This is a genomic window from Lacticaseibacillus parahuelsenbergensis, assembly GCF_030770265.1.
Lineage (GTDB): Bacteria > Bacillota > Bacilli > Lactobacillales > Lactobacillaceae > Lacticaseibacillus > Lacticaseibacillus casei.
On record NZ_CP132482.1, the window covers coordinates 2,111,675 to 2,128,569 of the forward strand.

At 48.6% G+C, this 16,895-nt stretch carries 16 protein-coding genes; 5 read left to right on the top strand and 11 right to left on the bottom strand.

Annotated features, from left to right (window positions below; genetic code table 11):
- Positions 1-147: 147 nt before the first annotated feature.
- Together thrB and thrC are read right to left on the bottom strand one after the other, a co-directional pair.
- Positions 148-1,053, bottom strand: a complete 906-nt coding sequence (gene thrB, locus LACPH_RS09875) for a homoserine kinase (protein WP_306386789.1) — start codon at positions 1,051-1,053, stop codon at positions 148-150.
- Complete coding sequence (gene thrC, locus LACPH_RS09880) at positions 1,019-2,530, bottom strand: threonine synthase (RefSeq protein WP_306386790.1); 1,512 nt, start codon at positions 2,528-2,530, stop codon at positions 1,019-1,021. The genes thrB and thrC overlap by 35 nt, the downstream gene beginning before the upstream one ends.
- Before the next feature lie 109 nt (positions 2,531-2,639).
- Here thrC and LACPH_RS09885 point away from each other — a divergent pair, with 109 nt between their 5' ends.
- Together LACPH_RS09885 and LACPH_RS09890 are read left to right on the top strand one after the other, a co-directional pair.
- Positions 2,640-3,839, top strand: coding sequence for a homoserine dehydrogenase (locus LACPH_RS09885; protein ID WP_306386791.1), 1,200 nt, complete (start codon positions 2,640-2,642; stop codon positions 3,837-3,839).
- A complete protein-coding gene (locus tag LACPH_RS09890) occupies positions 3,836-5,182 on the top strand; it encodes an aspartate kinase (RefSeq protein ID WP_306386792.1) in 1,347 nt (448 codons plus the stop codon). Before LACPH_RS09885 ends, LACPH_RS09890 begins: the two co-directional genes overlap by 4 nt.
- A 92-nt stretch (positions 5,183-5,274) precedes the next feature.
- Here the strand turns inward: LACPH_RS09890 and LACPH_RS09895 are convergent, their stop codons facing one another.
- The 5 genes from LACPH_RS09895 to LACPH_RS09915 form a co-directional block, all read right to left on the bottom strand.
- Positions 5,275-6,840 carry a flotillin family protein gene (locus LACPH_RS09895; RefSeq protein ID WP_306386793.1) on the bottom strand — a complete coding sequence of 522 codons (1,566 nt, stop codon included), beginning with the start codon at positions 6,838-6,840 and terminating at the stop codon, positions 5,275-5,277.
- Positions 6,841-6,851: 11 nt separating this feature from the next.
- A complete protein-coding gene (locus tag LACPH_RS09900) occupies positions 6,852-7,241 on the bottom strand; it encodes an NfeD C-terminal domain-containing protein (RefSeq protein ID WP_306386794.1) in 390 nt (129 codons plus the stop codon).
- Between the two features lie 125 nt (positions 7,242-7,366).
- The gene (locus LACPH_RS09905) at positions 7,367-8,410 is read right to left on the bottom strand and encodes a PTS sugar transporter subunit IIC (protein ID WP_306386795.1); all 1,044 of its coding nucleotides are present in this window, start codon (positions 8,408-8,410) and stop codon (positions 7,367-7,369) included.
- 15 nt (positions 8,411-8,425) lie between these two features.
- Positions 8,426-9,418, bottom strand: a complete 993-nt coding sequence (locus LACPH_RS09910) for a D-2-hydroxyacid dehydrogenase (protein WP_306386796.1) — start codon at positions 9,416-9,418, stop codon at positions 8,426-8,428.
- A 43-nt stretch (positions 9,419-9,461) separates the two neighbouring features.
- Positions 9,462-10,625, bottom strand: a complete 1,164-nt coding sequence (locus tag LACPH_RS09915; RefSeq protein ID WP_306386797.1) for an aminotransferase class I/II-fold pyridoxal phosphate-dependent enzyme — start codon at positions 10,623-10,625, stop codon at positions 9,462-9,464.
- Between the two features lie 420 nt (positions 10,626-11,045).
- Between LACPH_RS09915 and LACPH_RS09920 the strand changes: the two genes are divergently transcribed.
- Positions 11,046-11,750, top strand: coding sequence for a TIGR00266 family protein (locus tag LACPH_RS09920; protein WP_306386798.1), 705 nt, complete (start codon positions 11,046-11,048; stop codon positions 11,748-11,750).
- 130 nt (positions 11,751-11,880) lie between these two features.
- Here LACPH_RS09920 and LACPH_RS09925 read toward each other — a convergent pair whose 3' ends face one another.
- The 3 genes from LACPH_RS09925 to LACPH_RS09935 form a co-directional block, all read right to left on the bottom strand.
- Positions 11,881-12,282, bottom strand: coding sequence for a pyridoxamine 5'-phosphate oxidase family protein (locus tag LACPH_RS09925; RefSeq protein ID WP_029345580.1), 402 nt, complete (start codon positions 12,280-12,282; stop codon positions 11,881-11,883).
- A 147-nt stretch (positions 12,283-12,429) separates the two neighbouring features.
- Positions 12,430-12,612: a hypothetical protein gene (locus LACPH_RS09930; protein ID WP_306386799.1), complete on the bottom strand. Its 183-nt coding sequence runs from the start codon at positions 12,610-12,612 to the stop codon at positions 12,430-12,432.
- Positions 12,613-12,729: 117 nt separating this feature from the next.
- A complete protein-coding gene (locus LACPH_RS09935) occupies positions 12,730-13,323 on the bottom strand; it encodes a TetR/AcrR family transcriptional regulator (RefSeq protein WP_087912582.1) in 594 nt (197 codons plus the stop codon).
- Between the two features lie 252 nt (positions 13,324-13,575).
- On the opposite strand from LACPH_RS09935, the gene LACPH_RS09940 reads away from it, so the two are divergent.
- A complete protein-coding gene (locus LACPH_RS09940; protein WP_306386800.1) occupies positions 13,576-15,459 on the top strand; it encodes a YhgE/Pip family protein in 1,884 nt (627 codons plus the stop codon).
- A gap of 15 nt (positions 15,460-15,474) precedes the next feature.
- The gene (locus LACPH_RS09945; RefSeq protein ID WP_306386801.1) at positions 15,475-16,446 is read left to right on the top strand and encodes a cation diffusion facilitator family transporter; all 972 of its coding nucleotides are present in this window, start codon (positions 15,475-15,477) and stop codon (positions 16,444-16,446) included.
- Between the two features lie 34 nt (positions 16,447-16,480).
- Here the strand turns inward: LACPH_RS09945 and LACPH_RS09950 are convergent, their stop codons facing one another.
- A complete protein-coding gene (locus LACPH_RS09950) occupies positions 16,481-16,849 on the bottom strand; it encodes an HIT family protein (protein ID WP_306386802.1) in 369 nt (122 codons plus the stop codon).
- Positions 16,850-16,895: the final 46 nt, after the last annotated feature.

Below are 16,895 nucleotides of genomic sequence, written 5' to 3' on the forward strand. Positions count from 1 at the left end.
CATGACAGTTGTCTGCCTTTATATTACCAAAAATAGCCGTCAAACGAGACGATGATATCTTGTTGCCTGCCCTCTAACGATCTTTCTCGCCATATAACCACATTTGGCGTAGAAAAAACAATCATGGCGCGTAAAAAAAGCCAAGCTTCAATGCTCGGCCTTTTTTGAAAGTTCCCCCGTTTTTACCACCTGTACGCCTTGTTCACTCGGCGTCACGATTCTAACTTGCCATTCCGGCCACCGTTGCGCGGCTGCCTTTTGCAGTTGTTCGGCTCCGGCAGCATCGCCAACAATGGCCAGCATGGTCGATCCCGAACCGGAAATCAATAAGACCCCGTCGTGTGCGGCCGTCTCTTGGCGCGCTGCCTGATAATCTGGAATCAGCGTGGCGCGATACGGCTCGTGCATTCGATCCTGAGCCACCTGGCGTAACAGCGATAAATCACCGTCCGCCAATACGCGGGTCATCAAAACGCAGCGGCCCATTTGATAAGTCGCATCCGCATAACTCATGGTTGCCGGCAAAATATTGCGAGCTTCTTCAGTGCTAACCGCGTATGGCGGAATCAACACAACAAAGTGCAGCTGCTGACTGACGGGATACTGTCGGACAATCGGCTCGTCACCTACCAAAATAGTCGCACAAACCTGTCCATAAATGGCCGGCGCCGCATTATCCGGGTGCCCTTCCAACTGAGTCGCCAACTTCAAAAGTGCGGCCTGATCCCAGCCGGCGTGAAACCAGGCATTCGCCGCAGCAAGACCGCCGACCACACACGTTGCCGAACTGCCTAATCCCCGCGCACTAGGAACATCCGAATCAACGGTGATGCGTAAATTGGGAACCGGTTGATGAATGGCATCCGCAAACGTGACAAAGGCGCGATAAATTAAATTTTCCGGGGTAGCGAAAGCGGGCTCATCACCGATGATTTCAAGCTTTTGGGTGCTCGGTTCAAAAGTAAACCGAGCTTTGAGATCAAGGGCCATCCCCAACACATCGTAACCAACGCCTAAATTAGCGGTTGTTGCCGGAACGGACACGCGAATCATCGTCAAAAACCTCCTTTGCCGCATCGAGAATGGCGGCACCCATTGCTGCTGGTGCAACCACGTGTTTAGGTTGAGGCGTCATCGTTGCCAAACGGGCCAGATTTGCTGGAATTGCAACGCCACTCAGCTGTTGCAATTGTGCCATCAACGAAAAATCGTCGCCTGACACCGGCAAGTCAAGTGCCTTAGCCACCGCGCGCGGAAACTTATAGGGACTCGCCGTTGCCAACAAGACATTCGGCGTGGCATCTCCCGTGGCACGATACTGTTGCATGACACTATAACCGACCGCTGTATGCGGATCCATCAGGTAACCATCTTGCTGCCAGACTTTGGCAATCGCTCCTGCTACCTGTTCGTCAGTCGCAAAGCCACCGGCAAAATCGGCTTGAATCGTCGCCAGTACATCAGAACGGACTTGATAGCGTCCCGTTTTTGCCAAATCTTTCATCAGCATGGCCACATAGGCACTATCTTCGCCGCTCTTATAATACAGCAGGCGTTCCAGATTACTTGAAATCTGAATATCCATACTTGGAGCAACGGTTTTTAAAAACGGCCGGTTACGATCATAGATGCCGGTATCCAGGAAGTCTGCGATCTCGCGATTGGCATTGGCCGCAGCGATCAGTTTATGAATCGGCAAGCCCAGTGCCTTGGCATAAAAACCAGCCAGCACATCGCCAAAGTTTCCGGTCGGCACTGTGAAATTAACCGGTTCCCCTAACTGGATTGCATGGCTGTTAACCAGTTGCAGATAAGCAGCAAAATAATAAACCACTTGCGGAATTAGTCGGCCGATATTAATGGAATTAGCCGCCGATAACGTAACCTGTTCTGCCTGCAGCCGGGCTGCAAAACCCGTATCGGTAAACAATGCTTTGACCGCACTCTGCGCTTGGTCAAAGTTACCGGCAATCGGGAACACCCGCGTATTCTTACCAGTTGTTGTCAGCATCTGCTGCTCCTGAATCGGGCTAACCCCATGATCGGGATAAAAAACCGTAATACCCGTTTGCGGCACATTTTTGAACCCTTGCAAGGCTGCGGTGCCGGTATCCCCACTGGTTGCCGCCAGAATCATAATGCGATCTTCCGGATCAAGGGCCAACCGCATCAACTGGGGCAATAATTGCAGCCCCACGTCTTTGAACGCACTGGTCGGGCCGTGAAACAATTCAAGCACGTGGAAATCGCCGACTTTTCGAATCGGTGTGATGCGTTTGTCGGAAAAATTTTGCCGATATGCTAAATGGATCGCTTTTTTCAGTGAAGCAGTGTTAAAATCAGGCAACAGGGTCATGAGAACATGCTGAGCGATCGTTTCATAATCTGCTCCCAGTAAATCCTGAAGCGCAATCCGATAATCCGTTAAATGCGGCAAAACGAATAAGCCGCCTTCTTCGGAAATACCTTGCTTAATGGCTTGCTGGCTCGTTTTGGTTACTCGTTGATCCCGTGTGCTCGTGTATCGCATGTGAACGATTCTCCTATCTGATCCGACTTGTTTTTACGATATGGATATGATAATCTGTTCGCATTAGAAAAACAAGTGTCTATATTTTATAAACAAGGAGCTGAGAAATATGAATATTGCCATCTTAGGTTTTGGTACTGTCGGTAGCGGCGTTTACGATATTGTTGCGAATGGTGATCGCCGAATGCGGGTCACTGCGATTTTTATTCGCCCAACCCACCCTGCCACCATGCCTGAGATGACAACTGATTTCGATGCCATTCTTGCGGATCCTTCTATCGATGTGGTGGTTGAGGCAATCGGCGGGCTACATCCCGCTTACGATTATATTCTTCGGGCCTTGCGCCATGGCAAGCATGTCGTGACGGCCAATAAAGCGGTTGTTGCCCATTATCTGCCTGAAATTATTGCCACTGCCAAACAGCATCATGTTCGCTTCTATTTTGAAGCAACGACTGGCGGTGGGATTCCCTGGATCCGTAATCTGGAACGGGCGGCGCGGATTGATCAAGTCGATACAATCGAAGGCATTTTTAATGGCACTAGCAATTACATTTTAGACCAGATGCAACGCGCCCACCTCGATTTCGATCCTGTTCTTTTGGCGGCCAAGGATATGGGCTATGCCGAAGCCGACCCGAGTGCCGACATTGACGGCGATGATATTGTTAATAAACTCAAAATCTCTGCAGCTTTAGCTTACAACATGGTACCGCCGCGTGATGTGCCTAAGTTTGGCATCCGTCACGTCAGCAAGGCCGACATCGACTTTTTCGCCAAACACCATCAAGTGCTGCGTTTAATCGGTAAAAGTAAGCGAATCGGTGATCATTATAGTATGGTCGTTGAGCCGCGGCTTTATCCAGCCACCGCTTTGGCCGCAAATACTTTTGAAAACTTCAACCTCATTCGCCTGCACGGCCAAACCATTGGCGATTTGCAGTTTTATGGCCAGGGCGCAGGTAAATATCCGACGGCCAACGCCATTGTACAAGATCTTTTTGATATTCTGGAAAACGTCACCCATCTAAAACGAGACTTCAAGCAAACCTTACAATTTGATCCTGACCTCAGTGTTGCCGACTATCTGTTGCGCGCTGATCCATTGACCTTTGCCATGTTTAACGACAAGCAAACCGAAGTGATCGATCACCGGCTGCTGATTAAGCAAATCCCAGTCGGCGAAATGCATCGACTCATGCGCGGTGTTTTGGCAATTGACGCCCATGCATTCATGGCGGCGATTGGCGATAGCGAACTCGTCGCGCGCGATGTCAAACAGCAATTAGATCAGGAGGTCATCGGATGAAAGTCGCAAAATTTGGCGGCAGTTCCGTTGCCACCGCCGATCAATTTCAAAAAGTCAAAGCCATTATCGATCAGGATCCCCAGCGTCAGCTTGTGGTCGTCAGCGCCGCCGGTAAATATGGCCCGGCCACCCAAAAACTCACAGACACCCTCTACCTTATTGCTGACGGCATGGAAGCCGGCCGCGATGTGACGCAGATGTTCGCTCAGGTAGAGGCCAGATTGGAAGCCATCAATCACGCATTACAGTTACACGTGCCTTTAATTAAATTAATGAACACGATCCGTCATCGGCTTGCCACGCGTTACTCGCGCGATTATCTGGTATCCCGCGGCGAATTTTTGACCGCTCGGCTGATGGCGGCGTATCTGGGTTATACCTTTGTGGATGCCACCGACTTATTCTTCTTTGATCAAAGCGGCGCCATTGACGAAGCCAAAACTCAGGCGGCTTATCGTCAGCTTCCTAAGCATCATGGCTTGGTCATCCCCGGGTTTTACGGACAGAATCAAGCCGGACATGTTCAACTCATGCCCCGTGGCGGCTCCGATATCTCTGGCGCATGGCTAGCACGGCTGGCTCAGGCAGATTTATATGAAAACTGGACTGATGTATCTGGCATTAAAATGGCGGACCCGCGCATTATCAAGGATGCCGACAGTATTGACGTGATGAGCTATGATGAGTTGCGCGAATTGACCTATATGGGCTTTAGCGTGTTTCAGGAAGAAGCCGTCCAGCCGGTTCGTGAATGTAAAATTCCCACCCGCATTCTCAATACCAATGCACCACAGGATCCGGGAACGTTGATCATTCATGATGACGACCCCAGCGATGAGCTGCGCATTATCACCGGCATTGCTGGGCGAAAACATTATCTCGTCATTACTATTCGTCAATACCAGCTTGCCTTACACTTGGAAGTCATTCAACGCGCATTGGGCGTCATTGCTGCCCATCATCTAGTCGTAGACTACCTGCCAACCGGGATCGACAGCTTCAGCTTGTTGATTCGGGAACCCCGCCACCAAATCTCGGTTCGTGAGTTAACAACAGCGATTAAAACTGCCTGTCAGCCGGATAAACTGGAAGTCACCGAAAATGTCGCCTTAATTGCGATGGTTTCCCGCCAACTACGGAAACGACCGGCGATTGCCGGAAAAGTGCTCGCTTATTTGGATGACAACCTGTTAAATGTTCAGCTGGTCAGTCAAACCAACGACGATATCAACTTACTGATCGGCGTCAATGATAAGGATTACGACAAAGCCGTCCGCGTCATATACAGCAGTATCCACCAGAACTTTCACCGGCCAGCACCTTATATTGAAGGCATTGCTTGAGGTATATGGTGTTTGCTGATCTATCAAAAAATGGCCCCTGCTTCCCAGTTCAATGACTGAGAAGCGGGAGCCTTTTTTACGTTACGCAGTCGCTATTTCTTCCACGGCTTATCTGCCTCTTTTGTTGGCGCACTTGCTGCCGATTGACTGGCATCGGCTGGCTTAGCGGCGGAGGTTGCCGGTGCTGCTGGTGCTGCCGGTTGCTTTTGCGGCGCTTCCGACTGTTTTTGCAGCCCCTTGTCGGCAGCGTTCGCGTGTCGACCCTTGATGGCATCGACCACTGGCTGATTGCCGGCTTGATGCATGAGAGCACCATTTAACATCCCGCGAATGTCAATGCCTGCCACTTCGTGAAGCATGTCCAGCTCCTTCACCAAACTACCACTGGTTTGCTTGGTGAGGTCGCCGTTACCATAGAGCTTAATCGAATCAACGTTAGCATAAGGACTCATGGCAGCTTCAATAATCTTCGGCATTGCCTCGATAGTCATCTTGAAGCGACCGGATTCATCCAATTGGCGAGCCGCTTCAGCCTGCTTCGCGATCGCTTCCGCCTGGGCCAGCCCGATTGCCCGGGTCTTTCCGGCTTCGGCTTCCCCAATTGCTTTCGTAGCATTGGCATTCGCTTCAGCAGCCAATTCAACTTGCTTGGCTGACGCTTCGGCTGCAGCAATCTGGGTCGCCTTCTGTGCTTCAGCCGCGCGCTGAGCTTTATACAAGTCAGCATCCGCCTGTTTGCGGACGGTGGCATTCAGTTCCTGTTCCTGCAGTTCCGCGTTCTTCTGGGCCAGTTCAATATCTTTTTCCTTTTGAACCTGCTTGGCCTTCATCTGCTCAACAATCGCTGCCTGATCGGCCTGGGCAATTTCCTGTTGCTTCTTGAAGTCGGCCATTTTGACTTGTTGCTCGCGTTCGGCATCCGCCACCTGAGTCTGCCGCTCGATTTCCTGCTGTTTGGCTTCCTGATCGGCTTGGGCTTGCTGAATCCGCGTGTCACGGTTAGCCGCCGCTTCAGCAACTGCCGCGTTTTTCTTGACCTCGGCAATCTGCTTCTTACCTAATGAATCAAGATAGCCGTTCTTGTCGGCAATATCTTTGATCGTAAATGAGATAATCTGCAGGCCCATTTTGGCTAAATCGGAACTCGCCACGTCCTGGACTTTCTCAGCGAACGCATCCCGGTTTTGGTAAGTATCCTCAACCGTTAACGTGCCTAAAATAGCCCGCAAGTGGCCTTCCAGAATCTCGGTTGCTTCGGCGTTGATCTGTTCGTCATTTTTGCCTAAAAACTGTTCGGCAGCGGTCGCGACTTCTTCCTGACTGGAACCGATTTTTAAAATAACCGTTCCGTTGACGATAATCGGAACGCCCTGCTGCGTGTAAACTTCTGGGGTCGCAACCTCAATCGTACGCGTGTTGAGGCTTAAAACATCCCAGCGCTGCAGAATCGGCAGGATAAACGACCCGCCATTCGTGATCAGCTTCACCCGATTCCCGTTAATATCCCGGAAGCTATGCTTACCGGAGATCAAGGCCCCGGAAATGATCAGGACCTCGTTAGGTAATGCGGTCTTGCGGTGCGTTGCCAAGAAAATAAAAAGTAGCAGTAAGACAACGATGACAATGATCCATGGCATATAATCAGCTAAAATTTCCATTCGTCCCCTCCTTAGGGTTGGTTATGTGCGGCGACTGCATCAACATATGCGACGCCTTGTGTGAGTTCGATGATCACGACTTTGGTTCCCTGCTCAAGTGGGCGATGCGTGCCTGACCACAATTTAGCCGGGTAAGTTTGCCGCGCTCGGCCGCCACCCGTCACCATGACTTCGCCCGTATGATCAGGGGTGACTGCCAGCGTCAACGTACCCAGTAAATAATCCTGAGTGCTCATAGACGTTGTGTTCTCTACCGATGACAAAACGCGCTGCAAGACAGCCAGCAACGGTAACAACACCAACGAGAGCAACATCCATAAAAGACCGGCAACGATCACCAACGCAACTACGCCCACCACCAATTGCAAACCCAATCCTTGTTGGGTCCACCAAGTAATCATTCCGATCGCCTCGCTTTCAACAGGTACAAACGTCTCTTTTATTCTACCATGCAAACGATTCCCAGCCTATACCAATCGAAGCGAAACGAGCGTTTTATTTTGCGCAATTGATTTTGTCAAAATGATCAGTCATAATGCAGCGCATAATCTTCCGGCACCTGATAGCGCAGCGTTTTGGTAAATAATAAATAACTAACGTAAGCCAATCCGATTGGCAAGACAAAGAATAGCAGTGTCAACTCCAGAATATTGCCTACTGTTATGGCTTTCATCGCATCTAAGGCCGCCAATGGTCCCACCAGCCCGGAAAATCCAAATCCGGCACTGGCCGGGGTGCCTTGAATGTTCAATGCCGCCCCAACACCACCAAGAATACCGGCGTTGATCGCCATCGGTAAGAACAGCTTGGGTTTAGACAAAATATTGGCCATCTGCATTTTAGGCGATCCCAGAAAGTGCGCCAAAGACGTGCCAAGCGGATTCGCCTTCCAACCGTAAACTGCCAGCGCAAAACTTGCCCCGACAATCCCCAGATTCGCCGAACCGGCACCGATCCCGCTTAACGAAATGGCTGTGGCAATTCCAACCGTACTGATCGGGGTCACGATTAAAACCGCAAAAATGATCCCCATCAAAACGCCCATCACGATCGGCTGCAACGCGGTAATGTCATGCACGAGCACCCCGATGTACTTGGTAATTCCTGAAACCGGCCCCAGCGTCAACATCCCCGCACCGCCGGCAATGAGTAAAACCAGCGACGGAATCAACAGAATCGTGTAGGCTTTCAGCGCATTCCCCAGCAATAAAATCACCAAATAGCCTATGGCAAGTGTGATCGCGAGGTTGATAACATCTCCGGTTCCGGCAACCGTCAAACCGGTTTTGGTTAAGTGATAATTTCCAGCGCCAATAATCGCGGCCAACGCTAGCGAACTCGTCTGAATCGGTGTAAATTTCGCGATCATCCCCACACAAACCGCCGACAATGCCGGCAACAGGGTCATGGCGGCCGTTGTCATATACGTCACCACCGCCAGTTGCGGAAAACTCGGCAAAAGCAATTTCACGATGGCATTTAAAATGGCCCCTGGTACCAATGCGACGATGATCCCAACCGACAAACCGTTCAGAATGTTCATCGTCACTGTTTTTGCGTCCTGTTTCATAGGTTCCCCTCCAATTTAGTTCACTTGACGTGGTGAATGGCCGCCTTCGAGAATGAGTTTGACGTCATCTAAGGAGATATCGACCATGTTTTTCACCGCGGCATCGGTATAAAAACCAATGTGTGGCGTTACTTCAACGTTCGGCATCGCCTCGAGCGTTTCAAGCGCCGGATTATCAACCAGCGTTTGGCTACGGTCGACCCCAAAAATACCAGCCTCGCCTTCAATCGTATCCAAGGCGGCTCCGGCAATCTCATGATGTTTTAAAGCCTGAATCAATGCTTCGGTATCGACAATTGGCCCGCGCGCCGCATTAATAAAATACGCAGTTGACTTCATTTTTTTCAATGCATCTGCATCAATCAAATGGGTGGTGATTGCATCCAGCGGTGTATGCACGGTCACAATATCAGCTGTCGTCAGCAACGTGTCCAAATCTACATAGCTAACCGTATCCGCCAGCTCAGGCCGCGTCACCGGATCACTGACAATGACCGTTGACCCCAACGCACGGAAAATCCGCGCCACCGCACTGCCGATTTTGCCTGCGTCAATAATGCCGACGGTCAGATTGTGAATTTCCGCAGCTTCCAAACCACCCCAGCTGTAATCATCCTTCGCTTCACGGGCACTTGCTTTCCCTAAGTGGCGAATCAGCCGCATCACCTGCGCCAAAACCAATTCGGAAACCGACCGCGGAGAATATGCCGGCACGTTGGTCACAGCCAACCCGTTAGCCGTCGCGGCGTCAAGGTTCACAATGTCATATCCGGTAATTCGCAGGGCCAACTGTTTGATACCAAATGCCTTCAGTTTTTGGTAAACAACCTCATCAGGAATGGCTGCGTGTTGCTGAATCACAACGCCATCATAGCCTTTAGCTAAATCAACTGTCTTGGGATCGAGTTCCACAGTGTTTGTGTCCACCTCGATGTGATTTGCGGCAACCCAATCATCAATTGCAGCTTGCTCATCAGGACGAACGGAATACATCAAAATTTTTGTCATCTTTGCCTCCATGTTGTTTGTCATAGCTTTACCTATCTACCCATTAATGACTTGCCATATACTTGGCAATGCGATCTGTCGCTAGTTTAAGATCTTCCATTGACGCCGCATAAGAAATCCGCACATAACCTTCACCACCGGGACCAAAACTGGCACCCGGAATAACCGCCACTTTTGCCTCGCGCGCCAACGCGTAAACAAACTTCCAGCTGTCATGCATGCGCTCTGGTAATTTGGCAAAAATGTAAAAGGCTCCATCCGGATGTGGCACCGTCAATCCGGCATCGGTCAAGGCTTTGATCAAAAAGTCCCGCCGCTTCATGTAAGCTTCCTTCATCGGCTGCGCATCGTTCATACCATTTTTCAGTGCTTCTTCAGCGGCCCGTTGCGCGTTCGTGGTCACACTGGTCATCGTGAACTCGCTGACTTTTCCGACCTGGGCAATGACATCCGCTGGCCCGGCCGTGATCCCCACGCGCCAACCGGTCATCGCATGGGATTTCGACACCCCATTCAGAACGATCGCCTGATTCGGCAAAACTTCGCCTAACGAAACGTGGATACCGGTGTAGGTTAATTCGGAATAAATCTCGTCGCTCAACACGAAAATCTCATACTGCTTAATCACCGCTGCCAGCGCTTCGAGGTCGGCGCGACTATAAGTTACCCCGGTTGGATTCGTGGGGTAATTCAACACCACGGCTTTCACAGTATCTTTATTCGCTTCAATCGCCGCCTGCAGCTTTTCCGGTTTCAAAATGAAGCCGTCTGCCGAGGTGTCAATAAAAATCGGCTTGGCACCATTCAACATCACAATCGGAATATACAACGGGAAAATCGGTGTCGGAATAATCACGGTGTCGCCTTTGTTCAGCATCGCCGTCAAACTCGAATAAATCCCGCCAGTCGCGCCAGCTGTGATTAGAATCTGGGTCTCGGGATCATACTTCGTGTTGTACTTAGTCGCCAGATAGTGACTGGCTGCAGCCCGCAATCCCGGCAACCCTTTACTCTGGGTATAGTGGCTTTCGTTATTTTCAATCGAGCGGATACCTGCTGCCTTAACGTGTTCCGGCGTGGGAAAATCCGGTTCGCCTAACGTCAGCTTGACAATGCCGTCGATTTTGCTGATTTCCGCATTAAACTGTAAAATATCGCTCGGCTGAAGCTGTAGAACTTCTTGATTCATACGATCAACTAATGCCATATCTCTTACCTCCAGTATTTTTTGCCAGTATTCTTAGCGGTAAACGCAACAAACGAAAAGCCCCGCAGTCACATATCGACTGCGGGGCAAGGAATTGGGAATGATTCTCCTGATTTCAGCCACACAGTCAATTGCTTGATCTGTGTGACCGCTCACTCAAAGGTAACTGGTCTCACAGATTGCGTCTGAAAAACCAGAAATAAAATGATTGTGCGCTTTGAGTCAGCTTCATCGTCATCATGAGAACCTCCTAAGAATTGGATTAGCTAAAGATTACCGGTTACTTGTGCATTTGTCAACTAATTCGGGTTAAATTATTTGACTTGTTTCAAGTCTCCACTGACTTTTCCGAGGAAAAATACCGCAATTCTACGGATGTGTACGCTACAATTAAATTAATCAAGAAGGGAGTTTTTATCGATGAAATATACCATCACGGCCAACAACACTTTCCCGGTTGTGGATATTGCGATGGAACAGGATGAAACGATCCAGATCGAATCAGGTTCCATGATTTATCACAACGGCTTAGTGGAACTAAGCGGCCATATGAACAGCAACGGCAAGAAAGGTCTTGGCGGTCTCATGAGTGCGATTGGCCGCTCTGTGACAAGCGGCGAAAGCTTTTTCATCACCACCGCCACCGGCACAGCACCTAATGCCGAATTGGCCATCGCACCCGGTAATCCAGGGGTCATTAAAGAATTAACGCTTGATGACAGCCATCAATATCGGCTGAATACCGGTGCTTTTCTGGCCATGGACAGCTCTGCCAGCTATCACATGGCCAGTCAGAAGGTTGGCGGCGCGCTGTTCGGCGGTACTGGCGGTTTCTTCATCATGGAAACGGCCGGCACAGGTACCATGCTGGTTTCGGCGTATGGTGATATCATTCCGATCCAACTCGACGGGAGCCACGAATATGTCGTTGACAATAGCCATGTGGTTGCATGGGATAGTCAGCTGGATTACAACATTCAGCCGGCTAGCGGCGTCATCGGCTTCACAACCGGCGAAGGCCTGGTCAATCGCTTCACCGGAACAGGAACGGTTTACATCCAGACACGGAACATTCAAGCTTTGGCTAACCTGATTAAGCCATTTATTCCGACTAAGAGTGATTGATGCGCGACCAAGTATCTTGAAGAAAAAGCAAAAAGACGACTGACATTTCGCAGTGAATGCAAAATCGGAAATGTCAGTCGTCTTATTTGTGGCTGTGAATGACCCCACATTTTATGATAGAAGCAATCGCTTATCCTTCAAAAAGCTTGCCTGCCTTAGGACCGGGATCCAATGTCCAGATCTTATCAATGGTAATCACGCCGGCTCCTTTTGGCACTGGGAACTTGCCTTCAGCCCACTTTGCCGCTTGATCATAATAAGGACCGTCCGTATAGAGCTTGGCGGTGCCGCCAAAACGGAAGCCTTTCAAAGCCTTGGCATTAGCGACGGCGACGATCGCTTTCCCGTTGTCGTTAATGTTGGCTTGGGTCTGGCCACCTGTCATTTCGTTGTAAATAAGGTGCTCGTCGTCCAACACCCGCATTGAGATCTTGGGCCCAACATCCGGGTTGCCGTCCGCATCAACGGTTGAAATATAGGACAACTCACCAGCAATCATATCTTTCATTGCTTGATTCAATTTTGCCACTATGACACATCCCCTATTCATTTCAGTACAGCCATTCTAAGGCCATGAAAGGTTTCAAGCAATTATTGTGTCTCGATGGATGCCATGCTCATATAGATGCATACAGTTGAATATAACGATTCAATCAAACTTCTAATGCGGAGGTATGATTCAATCTGCGGAATGTTTATGCTTTTTCTTCCGTTGTCCGAACCAGTAATCAACTATCAGACTTCCAAACGCGCCAGCAACAAAGACCCACCATCGAAATGGGCCTCTCACCCAGATTGAAATAATAAACGCCAGTAACATTGCAACGCCAAACGTTAAGATGAAACTCAGCCAATATTTCATGTCTTCCCTCCGTTCATCGGTTTGCCGCCTTAGAGATCAGAATTTGAAAGCTGATAATGCCATGCCCTACAAATAGACGACATGAATGTTCTGCGTTACCGAATCTATCAATAATTGTTACTTGATCTGCCGTGTCAGTTCTTCCGGCGTCAACATTCGGGTTTGGCGAAAAATACGATAAGCATCTTCCGGAGGCAAAACCGGCAATTGATTCAACCAATAGACAATGATATCTAAGACTCCCTGACTCACAATTTCCTGCGCATAGTCACTCGGCACCTGTTTTGATTGTTCAACTGAATCCCCTGCGCCTTGGCGTAAAACTGCCACAATCAATTGTTTGACCTTGGTGACCAGTTGCGTGCCACCTTCATTTAACAGCAAGGCTGCCAACTCGCGCTGGTGATAAAGATATTTAAACAACTGGAAAAACGCATCATTTTCATGAGTCGTTTTTGACCGGTCGTTTTGGGTAAACGGTTTGGGAAAACGTTCGAAGATGCTGTTGACATGGCTGACAATTTCATCTTCGTAATGATTCAGTAAGTCATACTTATCAAAATAGTGCAGGTAAAAAGTGCCGCGACTGATACCGGCAAGTTTGACCAATTGTTGCACGCTGATTTTTCCAAAACCTTCTTGCTGCAACAGTTGAATAAACGCCTTTTGAATCTTAACTTCTGTTTCAACCATCTTTGTATTTGTTGCCAAGCTAGCTCGCCTCCATTGACAGGTTGTCAATTTCCAACTTCATTTAACAATAAATATTAAATATTTACAATTGACAAATTCGTCTCAAATGTTCATACAAACAATATTGTTCTGGTCACATTTTTAGAAGAACTTGCCCACAACAAGGCGATTTTTGACTGAACAAATTCACCAGATTGTCGCTTGCTTGAGGTCTAAGAAGCCCCTATGATCGCTAATGAACAGGATGTCAATTTGAAAGGCGGTCATAAAATGTTAAAAAGCGAATGGCGCTATCTGTTTCAACACAAGATGATGCTGGTTGTGTTGATTGCAATTGCATTAATTCCAGCAATCTACTGTTTTATCTACCTGTCCTCAATGTGGGACACCTATGGCAAAATGGACGACATACCAGTTGCAATCGTTAATCACGATCAATCTGTGACTTATCATGGCAACCACATTACTATCGGCAAAACTTTGACCAAAAACTTGGACAAGTCCAACTCGCTTGACTTTCATCATGTTTCAGCCAAAACAGCTGATCGTCGATTACGGCAAGGAAAATATTACATGGTTCTAACGATCCCCAAGAATTTCTCGAAAATGGCAACCACGATTTTGACTGCTAAGCCCCAAAAAATGAATCTTTATTTTCGTTTTAACTCCGGACAGAATTTCATTGTCTCCAAAATGACAACCGGCGCGGCAACGGCAATTAAGGCAAAGGTCTCAGCGCAGGTCACTAAGCTGGATGCGGCTGTTGTTCTAAACGCATTGCACCAGGCAACTAAAGGGTTGGCGAAAGCAGCAAATGGCAGTCAAGCACTGGCCAGCGGGGCACAAAAATTAACAACAGGTGAGTCGCAACTACTGACAGGGACGACAGCTTTATCTGCCGGCGTCGATAAACTCGCGGCTGGTAATACCAAGCTCATCGCCGGCAACACAACGATGACAAACGGATTCAATCAGTTAGAAGATCACGCCGCAACTCTTACCACTGGTCTTGATCAAATCCAAAACGGTTTAAATCAGTTGGCACAGAAATCGCCTGCCTTAGCACAAGGAACTGTCAAGCTGAAACAATTAGCCCAAACCATGCAAAAACAGCTAACCTCCGGAACCACTGACCAAAAACAACTTGCTGCAGAATCTTCTGCACTTACGAGTGGACTTCAATCCATGACAAGCGGTTCGCAAGCAATTGACAGCGGCAGCTCAAAACTAGCCACAGGCACCGCAACGTTAAACAATGGGCTAACCGCGTATACGAATGGTGTTAGTGCACTCGCAACTGGTAATCAGGCAATTGCCCAGGGACTTGCAACCGTACAAACTAATCTTCCTGCTTTGCAATCCGGCACTGAAAAACTGAATACCGGCGTGTCGTCCTTGTTGAGTGGCTCACAGCAACTTAGTCAAGGCAGCCAAACACTTGCAGAGAGCCTCACTGCCGCAGTTCAAAAACTAGGCGTCATTCATACGAAGGCAGGAAATGCATCGGCTTTGGCAACACCAGTCCATGAGGTCACAAGTGATATTGCCAAAATCCCAAACAATGGTACTGGCATGGCACCATTTGCAATTGCAATTGGCCTTTACGTTGGTGGCATCGCACTAGGAACCATGTACGAAGGCTTTCTACCACACAAGAAGCCTCGCCATGCATTGACTTGGTGGGCTAGTAAGGCATCGGTTATCGGATCAGTTGGTTTATTACAAGCAATCCTGCTTTATTGGACATTGACTTCAGGCAATCATTTACATGTCACTTCGCAAGGTGCGTTTTTCGGAACGATTTTGCTTGGATCAGTGCTGTTTCTATCGCTTATTTTCTGTCTTCGTTTGCTGCTTGGCGGTTTTGGCACCTGGCTGGTTTCTATTGTTCTAGTTTTGCAACTGGCCGGCTCCGGTGGCTTATATCCAACTTATTTAGTCAACAGTTTTGCTAAAGCCATCAATGCTTGGTTGCCAATGACCTATCTAATTGATGCTTTGAGAAGTCTGATTTCAACCCACCAAGCCATCACGACTAACATTTGGGTTATGATAGCCCTCATTGTTGGCTTTAATCTTGCGATGATCCTTCGCTTCCAGATCGGACTCCATCAAAGCTTTATTGAAATTGAAACTGCCGCCGAAGATAATTGAAGAAGGTGTCGAATCATGTTAAAAAACATCAAACCCATCAGTATCTCGAACTTGATTACAAAAGCTAGTCATCAACGAATCGAGACTTCGCGAAGAGTTTTTTTTTTAAATTTAATTGTCTATATCCTGATTGCCGGAGCCGAGTTAGTGATCGGTACAGCCGATCATTCAACCGCATTGATTGCCGACGGTCAGAACAATCTAACAGGTATTGTGTCCGTAACAGCTTTAATTGTAGGCTTAACCTTTTCAAAGAGACCCTCCGATGATTTTCATCTTGAAGGTCACTGGCAGTTTGAAAGTCTGGCTGTTTTTCTAGCCGGGCTCGGGATGTTCTTAGTGGGTCTCGTCTGTGTCTGGGAAGGCATCACGCAGACGTTCGGTTTTTTGGCTGGCCACTACACGGCGCCACTTAAAGGCCAGGCAGCTTATATGGCAGCCATCTCCGGTGTCACAATGCTATCGCTATGTGCGTTTAATCATTTTATCGCCCGCAAAACCCAAAGCAGTTCCTTAGCAGCATCCGCCAGGGACTTTCTAAGTGATGCACTCACCTCCACTAGCACCATGTTGGCGATTATCGGCGCGTCGTTGTTCCGTATTCACTGGATTGACCCGGTTGCAGCGCTTCTTTTAGGATGCTTTATCATCTGGAATGGATGCCAGATTCTCAGCACAAGCGCCGAAAAGCTATCCAATGGCTTCAGTCCAAAGCTGCGCACAGACATCATCGACAAAATACTCACTGTCAGTGGTGTGATGGATGTTACTTTTGTTGATGGTCGTTACTCAGGTAATAATATTATTATCGAAGCAGAAATCACTTTAGCTAATGATGACAGCCTGACCAAGTCTTACCGTATTTGCAAGAGCATTGAGCAGATCCTGCAAGCTTCTTTTCCGGTCCTTTACTGCTGTATTCAGGTCAAACCCGCTCCCAAAAGTGCCAGCGCACAGCCTCAAGCGATTATCTGGAAGCCATTCTAGTTCGATCACCGATTTCTGACAAAGAGTCTAATCTTCATCTTCTTCGCAAAAGTTTCCGGACACCGCCAGCAGGATTAGGGTCATCGCCTTGATATCTTGGTATCAAATGTATATGGCAGTGCATCACCGTTTGGCCGGCATATTGCCCAACGTTAGCCCCGATATTGTAGCCATCGGGATGAAATTGCCGATCAATCAGCTTCTTACCGGCATGAATAAGGTCATTAATGGCTATCAATTCCTCTTGGCTGAGTTCAAAGTAGTCTTGCCGATGCGCCCGTGGAATGATAAGTAGGTGACCTCGACTCACGGGATGAATATCCCAAAAAGCAATCGCCAAATTGTTCTTGAGGACTACCTTAGACTTAGGAAGCTGGCAAAAGATACAATCGGTGTGCTGCATGATGACTTCCCCTCTCAAACACCCTGAAAAAAATAAGCACAAGGCA